15 protein-coding genes and 2 tRNA genes are annotated in these 17160 nt (G+C 39.2%); 16 read left to right on the forward strand and 1 reads right to left on the reverse strand.

The annotated features are described in order from the left end of the window. Positions 1–355 precede the first annotated feature (355 nt). The 8 genes from G7051_RS12935 to G7051_RS12970 all read left to right on the forward strand — a co-directional run bounded on the left by G7051_RS12935 (position 356) and on the right by G7051_RS12970 (position 6351). Positions 356–1126, forward strand: coding sequence for a hypothetical protein (locus G7051_RS12935; protein WP_166200900.1), 771 nt, complete (start codon positions 356–358; stop codon positions 1124–1126). A gap of 10 nt (positions 1127–1136) precedes the next feature. Next, positions 1137–1889, forward strand: a complete 753-nt coding sequence (locus tag G7051_RS12940; RefSeq protein WP_166200902.1) for a hypothetical protein — start codon at positions 1137–1139, stop codon at positions 1887–1889. Positions 1890–1894: 5 nt separating this feature from the next. Next, on the forward strand, positions 1895–2611 hold the full coding sequence (locus tag G7051_RS12945) for a hypothetical protein (RefSeq protein WP_166200904.1): 717 nt from the start codon (positions 1895–1897) through the stop codon (positions 2609–2611). A 620-nt stretch (positions 2612–3231) separates the two neighbouring features. After that, complete coding sequence (locus tag G7051_RS12950) at positions 3232–4131, forward strand: hypothetical protein (RefSeq protein WP_166115905.1); 900 nt, start codon at positions 3232–3234, stop codon at positions 4129–4131. A 32-nt stretch (positions 4132–4163) separates the two neighbouring features. Then, positions 4164–5075: a hypothetical protein gene (locus G7051_RS12955; protein ID WP_166200906.1), complete on the forward strand. Its 912-nt coding sequence runs from the start codon at positions 4164–4166 to the stop codon at positions 5073–5075. Between the two features lie 18 nt (positions 5076–5093). Continuing rightward, positions 5094–5975 (forward strand): hypothetical protein, encoded by an 882-nt coding sequence (locus tag G7051_RS12960; protein WP_166200908.1) that lies wholly within the window; start codon positions 5094–5096, stop codon positions 5973–5975. A gap of 200 nt (positions 5976–6175) precedes the next feature. Beyond that, a tRNA-Tyr gene (locus G7051_RS12965) sits at positions 6176–6258 on the forward strand. A 17-nt stretch (positions 6259–6275) separates the two neighbouring features. Then, positions 6276–6351: transfer RNA gene (locus G7051_RS12970), tRNA-Gly, on the forward strand. A gap of 15 nt (positions 6352–6366) precedes the next feature. Here G7051_RS12970 and G7051_RS12975 read toward each other — a convergent pair. Then, complete coding sequence (locus tag G7051_RS12975; RefSeq protein WP_166200910.1) at positions 6367–6525, reverse strand: hypothetical protein; 159 nt, start codon at positions 6523–6525, stop codon at positions 6367–6369. 134 nt (positions 6526–6659) lie between these two features. On the opposite strand from G7051_RS12975, the gene G7051_RS12980 reads away from it, so the two are divergent. From G7051_RS12980 to G7051_RS13015, 8 genes are all read left to right on the forward strand, one after another. Further along, positions 6660–7367: an ankyrin repeat domain-containing protein gene (locus tag G7051_RS12980; protein ID WP_166115911.1), complete on the forward strand. Its 708-nt coding sequence runs from the start codon at positions 6660–6662 to the stop codon at positions 7365–7367. Positions 7368–7490: 123 nt separating this feature from the next. Next, positions 7491–8849 (forward strand): MATE family efflux transporter, encoded by a 1359-nt coding sequence (locus G7051_RS12985; RefSeq protein ID WP_166200912.1) that lies wholly within the window; start codon positions 7491–7493, stop codon positions 8847–8849. Between the two features lie 1222 nt (positions 8850–10071). Continuing rightward, positions 10072–11280 carry a hypothetical protein gene (locus G7051_RS12990; RefSeq protein WP_166200914.1) on the forward strand — a complete coding sequence of 403 codons (1209 nt, stop codon included), beginning with the start codon at positions 10072–10074 and terminating at the stop codon, positions 11278–11280. 66 nt (positions 11281–11346) lie between these two features. Next, a complete protein-coding gene (locus G7051_RS12995) occupies positions 11347–12579 on the forward strand; it encodes a hypothetical protein (protein ID WP_166200916.1) in 1233 nt (410 codons plus the stop codon). Between the two features lie 84 nt (positions 12580–12663). Then, on the forward strand, positions 12664–13881 hold the full coding sequence (locus G7051_RS13000) for a hypothetical protein (RefSeq protein ID WP_166200918.1): 1218 nt from the start codon (positions 12664–12666) through the stop codon (positions 13879–13881). Positions 13882–14550: 669 nt separating this feature from the next. Continuing rightward, on the forward strand, positions 14551–15399 hold the full coding sequence (locus G7051_RS13005) for a hypothetical protein (RefSeq protein ID WP_166200920.1): 849 nt from the start codon (positions 14551–14553) through the stop codon (positions 15397–15399). Between the two features lie 17 nt (positions 15400–15416). Then, the gene (locus tag G7051_RS13010) at positions 15417–16214 is read left to right on the forward strand and encodes a hypothetical protein (RefSeq protein ID WP_166200922.1); all 798 of its coding nucleotides are present in this window, start codon (positions 15417–15419) and stop codon (positions 16212–16214) included. 17 nt (positions 16215–16231) lie between these two features. Continuing rightward, the gene (locus tag G7051_RS13015) at positions 16232–17107 is read left to right on the forward strand and encodes a hypothetical protein (RefSeq protein ID WP_166200924.1); all 876 of its coding nucleotides are present in this window, start codon (positions 16232–16234) and stop codon (positions 17105–17107) included. The last annotated feature ends 53 nt before the right edge of the window (positions 17108–17160 follow it).

Raw genomic sequence — 17160 nt, forward strand, 5'->3', positions numbered from 1 at the left:
AGGCAGAAAATTCTGTCTTCATTGTTTGTTGCGTCTTATATGCTCATTTGTTTTGAAAAATTTCTCCAAAAAATATACTAGTAGTTGCCTGGGTAAACAGTTTCGTGTAAACGGTTTATCTTGTTGTTGTCGTTCAAAATCGGCACGAAGCATTTGTTTACCTCTGTCACAACTATGTCCGACAGTAGTATGTAGCGATTACATGCTGCTGTTTTTCTACGTCAGTATACGCAGGCTTACTCAAATAGCCTTTTTTATGAAGTATATCTTCCACATCCAATTGCAACATAAAATTTATAAAGACTTACACAACAGATTTTTATTGAAAGAAACACTAATAACATGTATATAATAGATGAAAAAAAGAATCGTATTGAGAAGTAAGCTATTATGGATATTTAGTATATCGTCACTCTTGGCACAGGCACAGGTGGGGATAAATATCAAAACGCCCAATACCGGAACCTGGTTGCATGTAGATGCCAAAGGGAATACTTCGGGCTCCTTAAACACATCCGATGATGTCGTAATCACCAAGGATGGCAATGTCGGTATAGGTACGCTGTCACCTAAGGCCAGGCTCGATATTGTAACCACTGCAACTACACCTTTTATGAGAATAGTGGATGGAAAGCAGGGGACAAATAAAGTTCTTAGATCCGATAATGCAGGTAACGCTTCGTGGGTCGATATGCCAACAACGATGGGAGCCAACTATAATGTAACCGGATCATTGATCAGTTATGCGAATAATGCCTACACATTGGTTAAAGCAATTCCGGTATCGGGTGCCGGTTATTATCAGATTGGAGTTCGTTGGTGGGGAGTGAGTACTGCCTCTAATGGAAATAAATCGACGGCAGCTATATTTTATTTGGCCACATCAACTAATACGGCTAATAACTGGACGGCAGATCAGGCTAATGTCAAAGATCAAGCCGAAAAATATGTATATCTCGATAATGGTGAAACATTTTGTTTTGCCTTGCCTCTTTCTGCAAAAATTACTACAGAAACGTATCTGAAGCTTTATATCAGAGTAACAGTCGGGGGGCCTTGGCGTATCGGTACTGCAAGTACAACAAATGCCACCTGGAATCCGAGTATAGTTGTTTACCGTATATAATAGAAAACGAATGAAAAAATATGTATTCATAGCTGCAATCGTCTGTTTCGGTTGTCAGTTACAAGCACAAATAGGTATCAATACCGAATCGCCTCAGGGTGTTCTTCATGTTGATGCAAAAGGCAATACATCATCGTCAACCAATGTTTCGGATGATGTAATGGTTAATAAAAGTGGAAATATGGGGGTTGGTACAATTTCGCCTGCAACCAAGTTGCACATCGAAACTGCCGGTACGGGATTTCCGGCTATGCACTTATCCGATGGAACCGAAGGGCTTAATAAAGTTTTAGGCAGTAAAGATGCTAATGGAAATATGACTTGGCTTGCACCTCCCTATTCTTGGGCAAGAGCATTCTATCTAACGGGATCGAGATCTTTCCCGAATGGATCGGAATCTTTCTTATTCTCGACCCAAATACCCAAAGCCGGAACATACGTGGTGGTTCTTCGCTGGTGGGGAAGGGCAAATGTATCCTATCCCATAATCAGCGCTTATCTGTATACACGTGAAGGAACAACCAGTACAGCCTCTTCTTCTGATATTGGTCGCGATGCTGTTGAGTATTATGTGAAATATCCGACTAATAATGGAGTGTTTTCGTTTACCACTATTTTTCGTGTTACAATATCTAAAGATAATAACTGGTTGAAGATGTACATTACGCCATCAACGCCTATAAGTCAAAGATATAATTGGATAATTGGAGGTAGTGGAACAGATCGTAACTATAACCCAAGTGTTTTGGTTTTTAAAATTTAAGTAGGATGAAACAATTTACAATAATACAACTATTTATATTATTATTTAGTTTTGGTTTGAATGCACAAGTCGGGATTAATATAGCCCAGCCAACAGGAGTTTTTTATATTGACCCGGGAATCAATAGCCCGTCGGTTACAGCAGACGATGTGGTTGTGGATGTCAACGGTAATCTGGGATTGGGTACAATATCTCCAACAGCTAAAATACATTTGAATGTTCCCACAGGAAGTACAGCCCTGCGTATTGTAGATGGTAATCAGGGCGAAGATCGCGTTTTGCTTTCGGATGTTGCCGGTTATGCCTCATGGGGAACTATGCCCGGTAGTGGTGGGCAGCAGATTCAAATGATGACGGCAACTACCTATAATGCAGGTGTTATAACTAAATTGCCTTTATCATCTAATACGCGATATAATTTGACTGCCGATGGAAATTATCTCGTATTTATTCGATTTTGGGCAAGATCAACAGCTATCGGTGGTACGGGTTCCGTAAACGGATTTTTGTTTCTTTATAAAAATGGTGTTGAGGTAGATTCTCTGGAGCATTATGAACCGGTTTATAATACGTCTACCTATTTTACATTTAATACAGTTTTGCTGGCAGCTAATTGTAAAAAAGGAGATTATCTGGAGATAGGGCTTAGACCTCAGGTTGGAAACTGGACAACTGCTACAACTGCACATACAAGATGTACAATTGCATTTTTTATGATGTAATTATTTTCACACAACTCATCTTTGAATCTATTATAGCAAATGAGGGGCTGATAAGCCCTTCATTTATTTATCGAATGCTAAGATATTATCACTTCCCGATTCTTACTTCTTTCCGTAATTTATTTGTCTGTTAAAATATATTCTATATATTTGCCCCTGTAAAATAACTCTTTGCACTAATAATGACAATAAAATTAACAACCACATATTCTGATAGTGATCTAAATTTTAACTATTTAGGTTTGTCTATGTGCGTTGAAATATTAGAGAGAGAGAGAGAGAGAGAGAGAGAGAGAGAGAGAGAGAGAGAGAGAGTTAACTAGCAACCGTGCTGGTAATAAAAATATTTTAGGCGGATTATTCCGTCTTTTTTTGTTTCTGTGTGTTATTGACACAGGATATTTTCCGCAAAAATATTTCCCCAATAAATATATTACTGGTTGTGTCGGTAAACACTTTCGTGTCACCGATTTGTTTTTTTGTTGTCGTTCAAAATCAACACGAAACATTTGTTTACCTCTGTCACAACTATGTCCGGCAGTAGTGTGTAGCGATTACATGCTGCTGCTCTTTTTATTCAGTCAGCTAAAACAACTAACTATATTACAAATAACATAACAATGAAAAAAAAGTTTTTAATACTGCTTGGGATTTTTTGTGTAGGCTCGATTTATGCACAAGTAGGGGTGAATACCAAATCGCCTTTGGGAATTTTCCATATAGATGCGTCGGGCAATAACTCGGCTATTCCTACGGCAGCCCAGTTAGCTGATGATATTATTGTAAAATCGGATGGAATGGGCGAAGTAGGTATAGGCATTGGAGCTATACCCGCAAAAGGAGCTTCTGTCGATTTAATATCTTCGAATAAAGGGCTTCAACTAAATGTTGTAGCATTAACCGGAACGGACGATTTGCTAACTGTACCCTCTCCGGTACGTGGGATGATAGTATATAATACCACCAACAATAGCCAATTATATCCCGGTATCTGTGTATTTAATGGTCAGACCAATAAGTGGGATCAGATGGCTTTTACCAAAGAGACCTTCGATGTGAAAATAGCCATTTCGTTACACGATGTTACCACTATCGGAGCAACGTCAGCAGTTATATCAGCTGGAGGATACGATGGGGTCTCTATTCCATTTGCACCCTTGGGTTCTACTACAGCAGGTATAAAGATAACTGAGGACGGAACTTATGCTTTTGCTTTAAATTTGATGGGGATGGTCAATACAACAGAAACAAGCGAAGTGCATATGTATTTGTTTATGATGCGCAAATCGGATATGGTTATCATGGATGCTGCTGCATTGGGTACGTTAGCGATGAATAATCCGCCGCAATACAAGCAGTCGGCTACCGCTATTTTATCTTCGATATTGAAAGCCGGTGATGAGTTAGACTTTTTGATTTGTCATAATATAGACACTCCTTATCCCTGGACGCTGTTTGGTGGAGCAGCTACTACTTTCGGCAGATACAATAAAACATCTTTAAGTTACTGGAAATTATGAAATATGCATATATTATAAGTGTCCTTTTTCTGATGAGTACGATATCTGTAGCTCAGATAGCCATCAATACCGATAAATTGGTGTCGGGAACTATTTTTCAGGTCGATCCATTAAATAACAGTACAAACAGCGGAACAGGGCTTGCCGATGACATGATTGTAACTCTCGATAATCAGACATCGACCTTTGGCTTGGGTTTAGGCAAGAAAGTATTACCAAATGCACAGCTCAATTTAGGATCGAACAAAAAAGCTTTGAAAATGAATGAGGTAAAGCTCCAATCATTGACCGATATTGTAACTGTGCCTAATCCCCGAGCCGGAATGGTGGTTTATAACACGACTGCCATAGCTTCGGAAGAGGTTGAAATAGGCTGGTGTTATTTCGATGGAGTAAAGTGGAACAGGATAATGGAATCAGAGAGAGAACCTACTTTGAAAAATGAATTCTCGATACCCTATCTGCCGCCGACAGATGTGATTATACCCGGCGTAAGTTATGCCGATGCTACTTCCGGTATCTATTCGGCGGCTATAAAGATGCCTTTTATGAACAGCGAAACAACCCAGATAAAAGCAAAAACTGATGGAACTTATGTGTTTGCCTTGCGTTTTTATTTCTATTCAACTGTTTCAGATCCGGCCATGCCTGCTACTTATGATTCTCAAGCTTTATTGTATGTTTTTATGGTTTCTAAAACACAAAATAAAGTATTGGAAAAAGCTCTTTTGACGTTTCCTTTTATGCAAAAAGCTCGGAGGTATTATTCGTATCGCTTAGTAATGGGTACGCCTCTGAATAAGGATGAAGAGGTGGAGTTTTATATTGGTCGTGGGCAAGCACCCGATTTTGAAGATTGTCCTTTGAATATACGAGTATTGGATACAGGCGATGTGTCGGTAAAATCGGCAGCCAGAACAAGTCTGGTATTTTGGAAACTATAACGAAAAGAATGTATAACAATGAATAAAATATTTATAATATTAACGTTTTGGGGATGTTCTGTTTATGCATCATCACAAGTAGGCATCAATACCTTATTTCCGATAGGGAATTTTATAATAGATACTAACGGTGATAATATATCGGCTACGCCAACACCCGCACAATTAAAAAACGATGTAGTGTTCAGCAAATCTACCGATAATGAAGCCATATTAGGGGTAGGGGCTATGCCCTACAATAGTGCCCAATTGTATTTGAATTCGAATAATAAAGCATTAGGACTAAATAAAGTAACTCTTGCTAGTAGCTTTGATGTAGTAACAGTACCCAATCCCACCGATGGAATAGTTGTATATAACAAAGATGCAACAATAGATGATGGAGTTTATTTCTTTTCCGATACTCAATGGGGCAAAATGGCTACTAATATATATGCAGGATCATTCATCAATCTGTTGAATTTATCATCGCCCGATGTTGTAACAAAGCCTATTACCCCCGCACAATTATCAGCAGAGTTGTATTCTTCTGGGGTAGAGCTGAAATTTGTAACCAAAGAAAATGGATCCATCGAGATTTTAGAAGACGGAGCATATTCCTTTAATATGCATTTGTCGGGATATGTATCGACAGGAAGTTCGGAGTTTGCTTACTATTATGTGTTTTTGGTCAACGATACCAATCATTCTGTAGTCGATTCCTATACTGTAGCTTTGCGTCCTAATAGCAATGCACAGCAAACCGCATCCGTATTTTTAAATGCCAACTTTAAGAAAAACGATGTAGTGAAGATTTACGTTTGTCACGAAAGTGCAACCAATAGGATTTGGTCTCTTAAAAGCTCTGCACCCGGAAGTAATAATTTGGTGCGTAGCTATATGGTTTTCTGGAAATTATAAGAAAGAAAAGTGTAATTTCGATAAAGCAGCATGTTTTATATCTTGGGCAAAAAATATGTATTGTTGCAGGCTTCTTTTGCAAACTATTGGCTGTGCGAACTGATTAGCTAGGGGTATTAGTAATATTTTTTCAATAAAATTATTAACAAAACTTGCGAAGAATATATTTTTGATTACCTTTGCATCGCATTTAAGCAAAAGGGCAGTTACCAGAGTGGCCAAATGGGTCTGACTGTAACTCAGATAGCGTAAGCTTACGGTGGTTCGAATCCATCACTGCCCACTTTTGATGATGCAATTGCGGAAGTAGCTCAGTTGATAGAGCATCAGCCTTCCAAGCTGAGGGTCGAGGGTTTGAGCCCCTTCTTCCGCTCCAAGGAGCAAAAAGCGATTACGTTAAGTAGTCGCTTTTTTTATATATAAGATTGAGGTTATCTTTCATTTCGATTGTATCTTTGTCCGCCAAAGTATACAGGCTAACCCCTGATAGGTAGTTGAATGTATCTAATAATACATTTGCGATTGTAGTGATGGGCTTATGTCTCTTCATCCGATATATGACAGAATCGTTGGTCTGTGCCCCTGTATCAAAGCCATAAAAAGGTCAGAGGCCATAAATTATATTTAAAATTATTCTTAATGCAAATTAGAATAAAAAGTTTTACTATTAAACTGAATATGTGTATGAAAATTATTTCGTTTCTCGGTTCATTCGTGTTGTTATTTGTTTTTGGTTTTAATCTGCAAGCACAAACATCGAAAGTAGATCTGTCTGAATTTAGACTCAGCTACGATGAAATGTATAAAATAGCTAACCCTAATTTGCTGAAACACCGCATTTTTTATCAAGAACCCTCTCAGGGACCCGATGCTGTATGGTTTGATGCTGTAAAGAGAGGAAACTTGGAGGATATCAAAAAAATGGTAGCAGCAGGTCAGAACATCGAAGCAAAAGATACTGCCTCATTAGGGCAGACAGCCTTAGGATGGGCAGCCTTTATCGGTTATATGGATATTGTGGAATATTTAGTGGAACAAGGTGCAGATATCAGAGCAACAGACAAGGCCGATGTTTATAATACATTAAAATCGGCAGTATTGGGTAATAATGTAGAGGTTGTAAAATACCTTTATAATTTGCTGAAAGACGAATCGGACTGGGATGCGGTGGAGTCGGATGGAGAAACTCTATTTATGGTAGCGGCAGTAGATGGTCGGTTGGAAACGGTTAAATTTATATTGCAATTTAATCCCGATTTAAATGTCATAGCTCCTAAATTTAATGTAAGCCCATTAAGTGGAGCTTGCGATAGAGGTTTTGATGATGTAGCCCAATTGTTGATTGAAAAGGGAGCTATTAATCATAAAACAGGTAAATCGAGCTGTGAGTAATTATATAATATAAGCAACTTGGTTTGTAATAATCTATTTTCCGAGGATAGCCATATTGGGTCTGCCCTATAACAAAGTAATAAAAAAGGTCAGAGACCTCAAAATAGATAACAAAATATCCTAATGAAAGGAAGTGGTATTCAGAACCTTACCGAAGGTAAGATATTCTCAACTCTTATACGATTGGCTTTACCCCTTATGGGGACAAGTTTCTTGCAAATGGCATATACCTTGATGGCTATGTCGTGGGTAGGGAGATTGGGGGCAGATGAAGCTTCCGATGTTGCCACAAAATCCGAAGCTGCCATCGGTGCTATCGGTATGCTGTTGTGGCTTACAGCATCGGTTGCTTATCTGGCGATGATAGGGGCTGAGGTGGCAGTGGGGCAGTCTATCGGTGCTAAAAAGATGAAACAGGCAAAAATATATGCCTCTCATACATCTACCGTAGCATTGTATCTCGGTATAATCTGGTCGCTCATTTTGTTTGTGTTTGCCGAACAGATTTTATCATTCTTCAAACTGCCTGCCGATATAACCGAAGAAGCCGTGCTTTATTTGCGAATAATGACCATTTGTTTACCGTTTCAGTTTCAGTCTTATAACCTGTCGGGGGTATATAATGGGGCGGGGCGTAGTTTTATTCCTTTTCGTAACAATGCCTGCGGATTGGTGCTGAATATGATTCTCGATCCTATACTTATGTTCGGTTTCGATATGGGATTGCATGGTGCAGCCGTGGGGAGTGTTGTATCGCAAATATTTGTATTCGGACTGTTTTTCTATCAGATCAAATCGGCTAATCGTATTTTGGGGAATTTTAGGTTTATCATAAAACCCCGTATGGTCTTTTTGAAGCGTGTTTTTTATCTCGGAACACCTGTTTCGTTGATGAATTCGTTATATGCCATCATAAATATGAATCTGGCACGGGTGGCAGCTATATATGGCGGACATTTGGGGTTGATGACTCAAACTACAGGTGGTCAAATTGAGGCTGTTACATGGAATACTTCGCAAGGTTTTTCTACGGCTTTAAGCGCTTTTATGGCTCAGAATTATGCTGCCAATAAAATAGAACGTGGTAAAAAAGCCTATTTCTACACCCTTCGTATAATGGTGTCGGTAGGTATTGTGGTGAGTGTTGCCTTTATCTTTTTCGGAGGCTCTATTTTCGGACTGATAGTTCCCCATCAGGATGCTATAGATGCCGGCTCGCAATACCTGATGGTAATGGGGCTTGTGCAGATTTTTATGATGCTTGAGCTTACTACACAGGGGATGTTTAATGGTATCGGCCGAACTGTAGAGCCTGCCATAATAAGTGTTGTTTTCAATGCGTTGCGTATTCCTCTGGCTTATTATCTGGCATCTGAAATGGGAATTGTAGGTGTTTGGTGGGCAATTGCCATATCGAGTATCTGTAAAGGAATTATATTGCCACTATGGTTTTCTTTTCTTTATAAAAAGGTAAAGAAATAATATCGAGCCCATTTTCATTTGTTAAATAGATTATTATTTATCCGTTTTGTATAAAATAACGAACCTATCAACAGGAAGCTGATAGGTTGTCTTTTTGTTGTCGTTTAACTTTTCGGGTAATAAGGCTTACCTATGGCATAACTATGTCCGTGATGCAGTGCAAATAAATGCAATAAAAATACTTTTTGTGATTGTGCAAAAGTATTACATTATTATGTGTTTTGCAACATAAAATAAAAAAAAGAGAAAAATGTTAGTTTTTTAATGACTTTGTAGGTTTGCTTATATGGATTGAAATGTTAAGAGAAAGAAAGAAATGCATATGTTTATATAATTACATTCTTAAAAAAAATAATTCTCAGAAATTCTTTTTTGAGATCCATTTCCATGTCTATATACGGAGTTAACCTCAACTGCATTATGCTTTTTTCTGTCGTTTGGGGAGATAAAAGTTATTATTATTTGATATTTAATGTTAAGTTAGGTTCTTATTATCCTGAAAAATACGTACTTTTGTCCTACCAAAAAAATATTTTTGTATATATAAAGCATTTTGAATACTGAAAATGACGACTAATCCTCACTGCTTTATATAACGTTTTTTCCTTGTTTTTATTGAACTATTGTTCTAATAAAGTTAGAATTATGAAAATTATTGTATGGAGATTTCTGTCTTCGACTTTTGGGTCCTTTAATAAATTTGACATTTCGAGTTGGGTAAATATAAAACACTTTTTTGTTCTGTTCCATGCAGATAAGATATGTAGTGACGATCTGGTACCCAGTGAGGCGAATACTGCAACAAGCTTGCTTGAAAGCTCTTTAGATAGTGCAATCTCTGACTATTATAACCTTAATAATGACCTATATATGAGAAAACCTGCGATTGATATATCCCTTAATGAAAAATCTTCCAATAACTTATTATCCCGGATAATTCTATCCATATATCATAAATATCGGAAATACATTGTCTTCACTTATTCTTGTCGATACGAATCTTCTTTTTGTTGTCGTTTAGCCACGTATTAGTTAAGACTAAGCTGCATTGTATGGTGTAGCAAAAAGTCGTGATTATTTCTTGCTACACTCCGTTATTTATAAAATATTTATTGAAACAAAAACGATAACAATAGATGTGTTGCCGCGAATTTTTTTGAATTGTTTTTTCAGACAATCAAACAAAAGGCTGACAACAGATTTAACTAACATATATATAACAATGAAACAGTATTATATATTGGTTTTGGCTTTATTTACCTCAATACCTTTTTATGCTCAGATAGGAATTAATACTGAATTCCCGAAAGCAACATTAGATATTAAAGCGAGTCTAGTAACAAGTCATATAGCCGGAATGCAGGCTCCACGACTCACTCTGGCGGAGCTGTCATCAAAAGGAAACTCGTTGTATGGAGCATCTCAGGTGGGTGTTATTATTTATATAACTAGCATCTCAGGTGGTGATAATACCGGACAAAGAGCAAATATTACCGTGCCGGGTTATTACTATTTTGACGGAGCATCATGGCAAAAACTCGGAGCTTTTGACTCATCTGATATATCATCCGAAATAGTAGGAGATATCAAATACTCATTTAGCACAGGCGATCATGACGGGTGGTATTTGCTGGATGGAAGAGCCGTTTCAGGACTATCGCCATCTGCAAAAATATCAGCAACGGAACTCGGATTCACAACTAACTTACCTGATACCCGAGACCGTGTTTTGCAAGGTAAGGCTGATTCTGAAGTGTTAGGAAATAAGGGTGGATCCAATACTTTGTCAATCGTTAAGGAAAACCTGCCTAATATATCTCTGTCAGGAACAATAAGTGGTACTTCGGGTAGTGGTGGAGCTGCCCATACACATACCTTCAGTGGTGCTTCGGCCATCGGTGGAGTTGCCCATACACATGCTTTTACCGGAACTTCTGCTAATGGAGGTGCTGCCCATACACACACCTTTAGTGGTACTTCTGCTAATGGAGGAGCTGCCCATACGCATACGTTTAGTGGTACTTCGGCGAGTGCCGGTGATCATACCCATAACTTTAATCAGCCACAGGAACAAAATACAACTCATAGAGGAAGCCCTGATGCATCAGCAATTAGTGTCGATTCTCATCAGGTGCGTAAGACCAGTTCGTCAGGAGCTCATACGCATACCTTTAGTGGAACTTCGGGCAGTACAACCCACAGCCATACTTTCAGCGGAGCTTCGGCTAGCACAACTCATATGCATACTTTTAGTGCTGCGTCGACCAATACTACTCATGCACACACCTTTAGCGGGACTTCGTTAACAGGTGGTGCGCATACTCATACTGCTACCGGAACGGCAACAGTTCCAACAGGTGGATCTGGTACTGCTTTAGATAACAGATCTCCTTTTTTGACAGTAAATACTTTTGTTTATCTCGGATTATAAAGAAAAAGGCAGGAAACAGCAGTATTAAATGTATAGAAGAATAAAAACGAAAGAGACTTATTGATAATGAAACAAATAAAAAGAAATTTCTTTAATATATTGCTTTTAGGCTGTATATTATTTACATATAACACCACTGTTTCGGGACAGGTTGGTATTAATACTTCGACACCGAAATCAACTCTGGATATTACATCTCCGGGTTCGGCTACAACCGATGTCGCAGGGGTGCAAGGATCTCGCCTCGATCTGGCAGAACTTACAGCTAAAGGAAACACGCTGTATGGTGCCGACCAAACGGGAGCAATTATTTATATAACGAATGTTTCGGGAGGTAATAATACAGGACAGAGATTAAACATTACTGCTCCGGGTTATTACTATTTTGATGGAGCGTTATGGCAAAAATTAAATACTCCACAGCCTGTTGTTCGAGATGGCGATATAATGCAATCGTTTAAAGCATCAGATTATGACGGATGGTATTTGCTGGATGGAAGAGCTTTGTCGAGTTTGCCTGACAAAGCAAAAGCAGCAGCCGTAAGCCTCGGGTTTACAACTAATCTGCCGGATGCCAGAGATCGTGTTCTCAAAACAAAGGCTACATCTGAAGGACTAGCCAGTATCGGCGGTACAAACTCGATGTCGATTACCAGAGCAAACCTTCCTGATATATCTTTATCTGGAAGCATAACTGGAAATCTGGCTTTGGCGGGAGCCCATACACATACGGCAAGTTCGACCCTTACTGCCGGAGGAGCACATACGCATATTACCAGCGGTACTCTTGCTGCCGGTGGGGCACATACTCATGCTACAAGTGGTACTCTTGCTGCCGGAGGGGCGCATACCCATGCTGCCAGTGGAACCCTTGTATCGGCGGGGGCACATACCCACGATCTTTGGTCTATATATGTGATGCCTGCTCCTTCTAAAGACGTCGATAGAGGCTATGGTGCAGGATCTCTGTGGAGTGCTATTGCTACCTCTACTTATACTACTACCAGCTCGGGTAACCATAGTCATACGCTAAGTTCTACCCTTGCAGCGGGAGGAGGACATACACATCCCGTTAGTGGAACTTTAGCTTCGGCGGATGGGCATACGCATGATGTAACCGGAGCACTTGCTACAGATGGAGCCCATGCCCATGAGGTGACAGCTTCTTTAGCTTCTACCGGAGCCCATACGCATACGGCAAGCGGTAGTGTTACACTCCCCTTGGGTGGTGCTCAGGCAGCTATGGATAACAGATCCGCTTATTTGGTAGTGAATACTTTTATTTATCTCGGATTATAAACCGATAAAGTATATAAGGTGGTCTGTTATTTTGATAAGCAGTTAAATGCCTCCTTTTATTTATTAAAGAAATAGTGTAAAATCATGAAACAAAGAAAACGAGTTCTTCTTACTCTAAAAATATTTTTAAGCCTGTTGATTTTGAATAATACTTCTGTTTGGGGGCAGACCGGTATCAATACATCTACACCTCATTCAACTTTGGATGTAACGGCAATAAAAAATGCAAGCCATATTGCCGGAATTATAGCTCCCCGTCTTACTTTAACTCAACTGGCCGATAAAGGCAATACGTTATATAAGGCCGAACAAAGAGGTACTATTATTTATATCACAGATATATCGGGTAATGGCAATACGGGACAGAGAGCCAATATTAAATCGGTTGGTTATTATTATTTTGATGGTGCGGAATGGATTGGCTTTGGCGTCTTTACCGCAGCACAGGCATCGGGTAGTATTAAAGAATCATTCAAAACTACAGACCATAACGGCTGGTATCTGTTGGATGGTAGAGCGGTTTCTAGCCTTCCTGCCAATATCCGTGCTATAGCTGTAAGCTTGGGGTTTTCATCAAATTTACCGAATGCAAAAGATAAGGTGTTGAAATCAAAAGCAGGCTCGGAGGTGTTAGGAAGTACCGGAGGTTCTAATACGCTGACTATTACTAAAGATAATTTACCTAATGTTTCCTTAGCAGGTACTTTTACGGGTACAGCTGCCAGCGGAGGAGCACATACACACAGCCTTAGTGCTACATCATCGAGTACGGCCCATGCCCACTCGCTTAGTGCTACGTCGAGTAATACAGCTCATACACACGGATTGAGCCTTACATCTGCCAATTCGACTCATACGCATAGTTTTAGTGCAACATCAACTACTAATGGAGCGCATACCCATACTTATGTAATGCCAACGAGAGTCAACTCATCATTCATCGGATCATACAGTGCCTTGTATAATCTGAAAGCTCAGGTAGCAAAGGCAACATTTTCAGCCGGAGCACATACCCATACCTTTAGCGGAACTTCAGCCAGTGGTGGAGCAGCTCATAATCACACCATAACAGGTACGGCAGCCAGTGGCGGTACGGCTCATAATCATGCCGTAACCGGTACTGTTGCCAGTGATGGTGCAGAGCATACGCATACTTTCAGTGGTACTTCCGATAGCGGTGGAGCGGCACACACCCATACTATTAGTGGTACAGCATTAGTAGATACAGGAGGAACCAGTACTGCTTTGGACAACAGAGCAGCTTATATGGCAGTAAATACCTTTATCTATTTAGGTCAATAATATACAATGACTTTATATTGAACCTGCATATTCCAATATTCAAAAGAGCAGATGAATTCAGATTTGTCTGGTTTTTGGAATATTGAAATGAATCATTAGCTAGTTTCAATTTTGGAAAAAGAGCTTGATTCATGGTGAAAATGGATTCGAAATACATAATAATAAAATTTTTGTTGAAAATTTTAACAGGCTCTAATATTATTTCTATCTTTGCCCTTGTAAAATAACCCTTTACTCTAATAATGGTAGCGAAATTAACAGATTTTTATGTGTGCAATGATCTAAATTTTAACTGTTTAGGTTTGGCTATGTGCGCTGGAATATTAGAGAGAGAGAGAGAGAGAGAGAGAGAGAGAGAGAGAGAGAGAGTTAACTAGCAAACGTGTTAGTAATAAAAATATTTTAGGCGGATTATTCCGTCTTTTTTTGTGTCAGTGTGTATTTGACGCAATGTTTTTTCTTCAACAATATTTCCCCAATAAATATATTGATAGTTGTTTCGGTAAACGATTTTGTGTAATCGGTTTGTTTTTTTGTTGTCGTTCAAAATCGGCACGAATCATCCGTTTACCTATGGCACAACTATGTTTGGCAGCAGCGTGTAGCGATTACATGTTGCTGCTTTCTTATTTCATTAAAACAACTAACTATATAAATAATTGAAAGCTAATGAAGAAGATAATTTTGTTATTAGTGGGAGTTTTTACCTTTAGTCTGTTTCAGGCTCAGGTAGGATTCGGCACGGCAACACCTCAGGGAGTATTTCATATCGATGCAAAAGGGAATACTTCGGGAAGCTCTAATAGTACAGATGATATAATTGTACTTTCTGATGGAAGAATGGGAATCGGCACACTTTCGCCTACTGCACGATTGCATATCGATAAAGGTTCGTCATCGTCTTTTCTCCGTATCGAGGACACATCCGAAGGTGCAAACAAATATCTGGTTTCGGACGAAGAGGGTGCAGGGTCATGGATTCCGGCTGTAGATTTATTCGGTAAAGTATATCGTATGACCAGTCCTTCGCAGGTAGCGATAACCTATCCCTATAATGTGACATCGCCGATAAAATTTAATCTGATAAAATCTGATTCGGGAACATTGACTAATAATGCAGATAATGGATTTATTCGTATTGATGCCAATGGAAACTATATTTTCACTTTTCGCTGGTGGGGGGCAGTCTCTATATCTTCATCTCCTGTTGCCCCGTATTATTTTGTTTCGACACGAGCCTATATCCGTTTGTATAAAGTAGTATCGGGTTCGGTTTCGGGTAGCCCTCTCGACGAAGTGCTGGTGTATTGTCCAGTAACAGGTGCTCCTAGCGGCAGAAATTCATTTGTGACTTCGTTATTTGCCGAAGGTTTGAAAAAAGACGAATTGTATGCCATAACTATCACTCCTGACGATGGAACGTCTTATTCATGGATACTTGGTCTGGGACTAAATGCAGCTATCGGTCAGTTCGATAATGTAGTCTTTTTTCCGAGTGTAATGGTATATAATATCTAATCTCAAAAATGTGTAATATGTATAAAAGAATAAAATCAGTAGCTGTGGTAGCTATGTTGTTTATATCCTGTACTATGTATTCTCAGGTGGGAATAAATACGAAAGATATTCGGGGTGTTTATCACATAGATGCAGCAAAAGATAATGCAAGTACAATAACAGCATCTCAGCAGGCAAATGATATTGTAATAGATACCGATGGAAATATGGGAGTGGGTACAATATTACCAACGGCGCGTTTGCATCTTAAGTCGAATGCAGCGTACGGTGCTTTCAGGATAAATGACGGATCGGAAGCCAAAGGGAGAATTTTGCAGGGTGATGCTGCCGGAAATACCTTTTGGGGTACTCTAAAAGGTGCCGGAGGACAGAGGATCGTTTTCTACAGAACGCCAGTATCATATCAGAATAATGTTGCAACGAAGATACCATTGAACGAAACAAATTATGAAATTCAGGTAGCATCCGATGGGTCTTTTGCGATCATTTTACGTTGGTTGCCCGCTCTTAGAACTACCGTGCTCGGATCGAAACTGGTAAGTATAAAATACGAGCTGAAACGACGCAGGGTAGGGGTTGCAACCGATATAGTTTGTCAGACGGTAAATACGCAGGCTTATATGGAGTCGAATCAGTTTACCACACAATATACCAATCTGATTGCTACCGATATACTTAAAGGAGACTACCTGTATATCACTGTAACTTTTAACGGAGTGTCGGGCGATTATTTATATATAGACCGCACTTGGGCAGGTAATAGCCGATCGCAGCAGGCTTTCGATTCTCAAGCTGTAATTTTTTATCAATTATAATCAAATAAGAAACAAATATGAAGTATTTATTGTATTGTATTGGAATCGTTTTTTTATACTATGCTGATATACAAATCGCAAGGGCTCAGATTGGTATTAACACTGAATATCCTAAAACAGTTTTTCATATAGATGCAGCTCGAGATAACCCTGCTGATGGGGTGACTGCTCTAAGCCCGGTTCAGCAATCAAACGATATAGTTGTAGATAATAGTGGAAAGCTCGGAATAGGCACAATTACCCCTGTAACTAAACTCCATATAGAGAATGACCAGTCAATAACAGGTACATCTGCTGCCTTGAGGTTGAGTCCCGGAATAGGTCTTCCGTCTATATTGTGGTTAAGTAGTGATGCGAAAACGGTAGAGTGGAAACAGAATCCCAGTCTTGGCGTGTTAGGTACATTTGAATTTGTGGTGCAAAGTTTTCCTTATGCTAGTGCTAATTGGGCATCGTTGATTAAGAGGACTGGTGTGATGAATTTAGAGACTAATGGAGTGCCGGGATCGACCGATTATTACAGGATACGTATACCGAGTGCCGGTAGATATATGGTGACAATAAATATTATGGGTACAAATACAAGCCCAAGTGCATCACTGACTCAAAGTCTTTATGTATTGCTAGGTAAAAATGATAATTTACCATCGGGTTTATCTTTCTATGACTATTATGAACAAATGGGAAATAACTTGGCGGATGCAGTAGAATATTATCAGGCTACTATAAGTATGGCAAAGCGTCCACATCCGTTCACAGTATCTCTTTATGCAGGGTATTGTACACCTGCCGATTATCTGGTTATACGCCTGATGTCATCTATAGCCTATGCGGAAGGAACCTTTGCAACTATAGCTGCTAATCCTATTACGATCACAGTGTATAATATATAATATAAAACAAAAAACACAGGCTGCCAAGCAGCAACCTGTGTTTTTATTTAATC

The sequence above is a fragment of the Dysgonomonas sp. HDW5B genome, assembly GCF_011299335.1.
Taxonomy (GTDB): domain Bacteria; phylum Bacteroidota; class Bacteroidia; order Bacteroidales; family Dysgonomonadaceae; genus Dysgonomonas_A.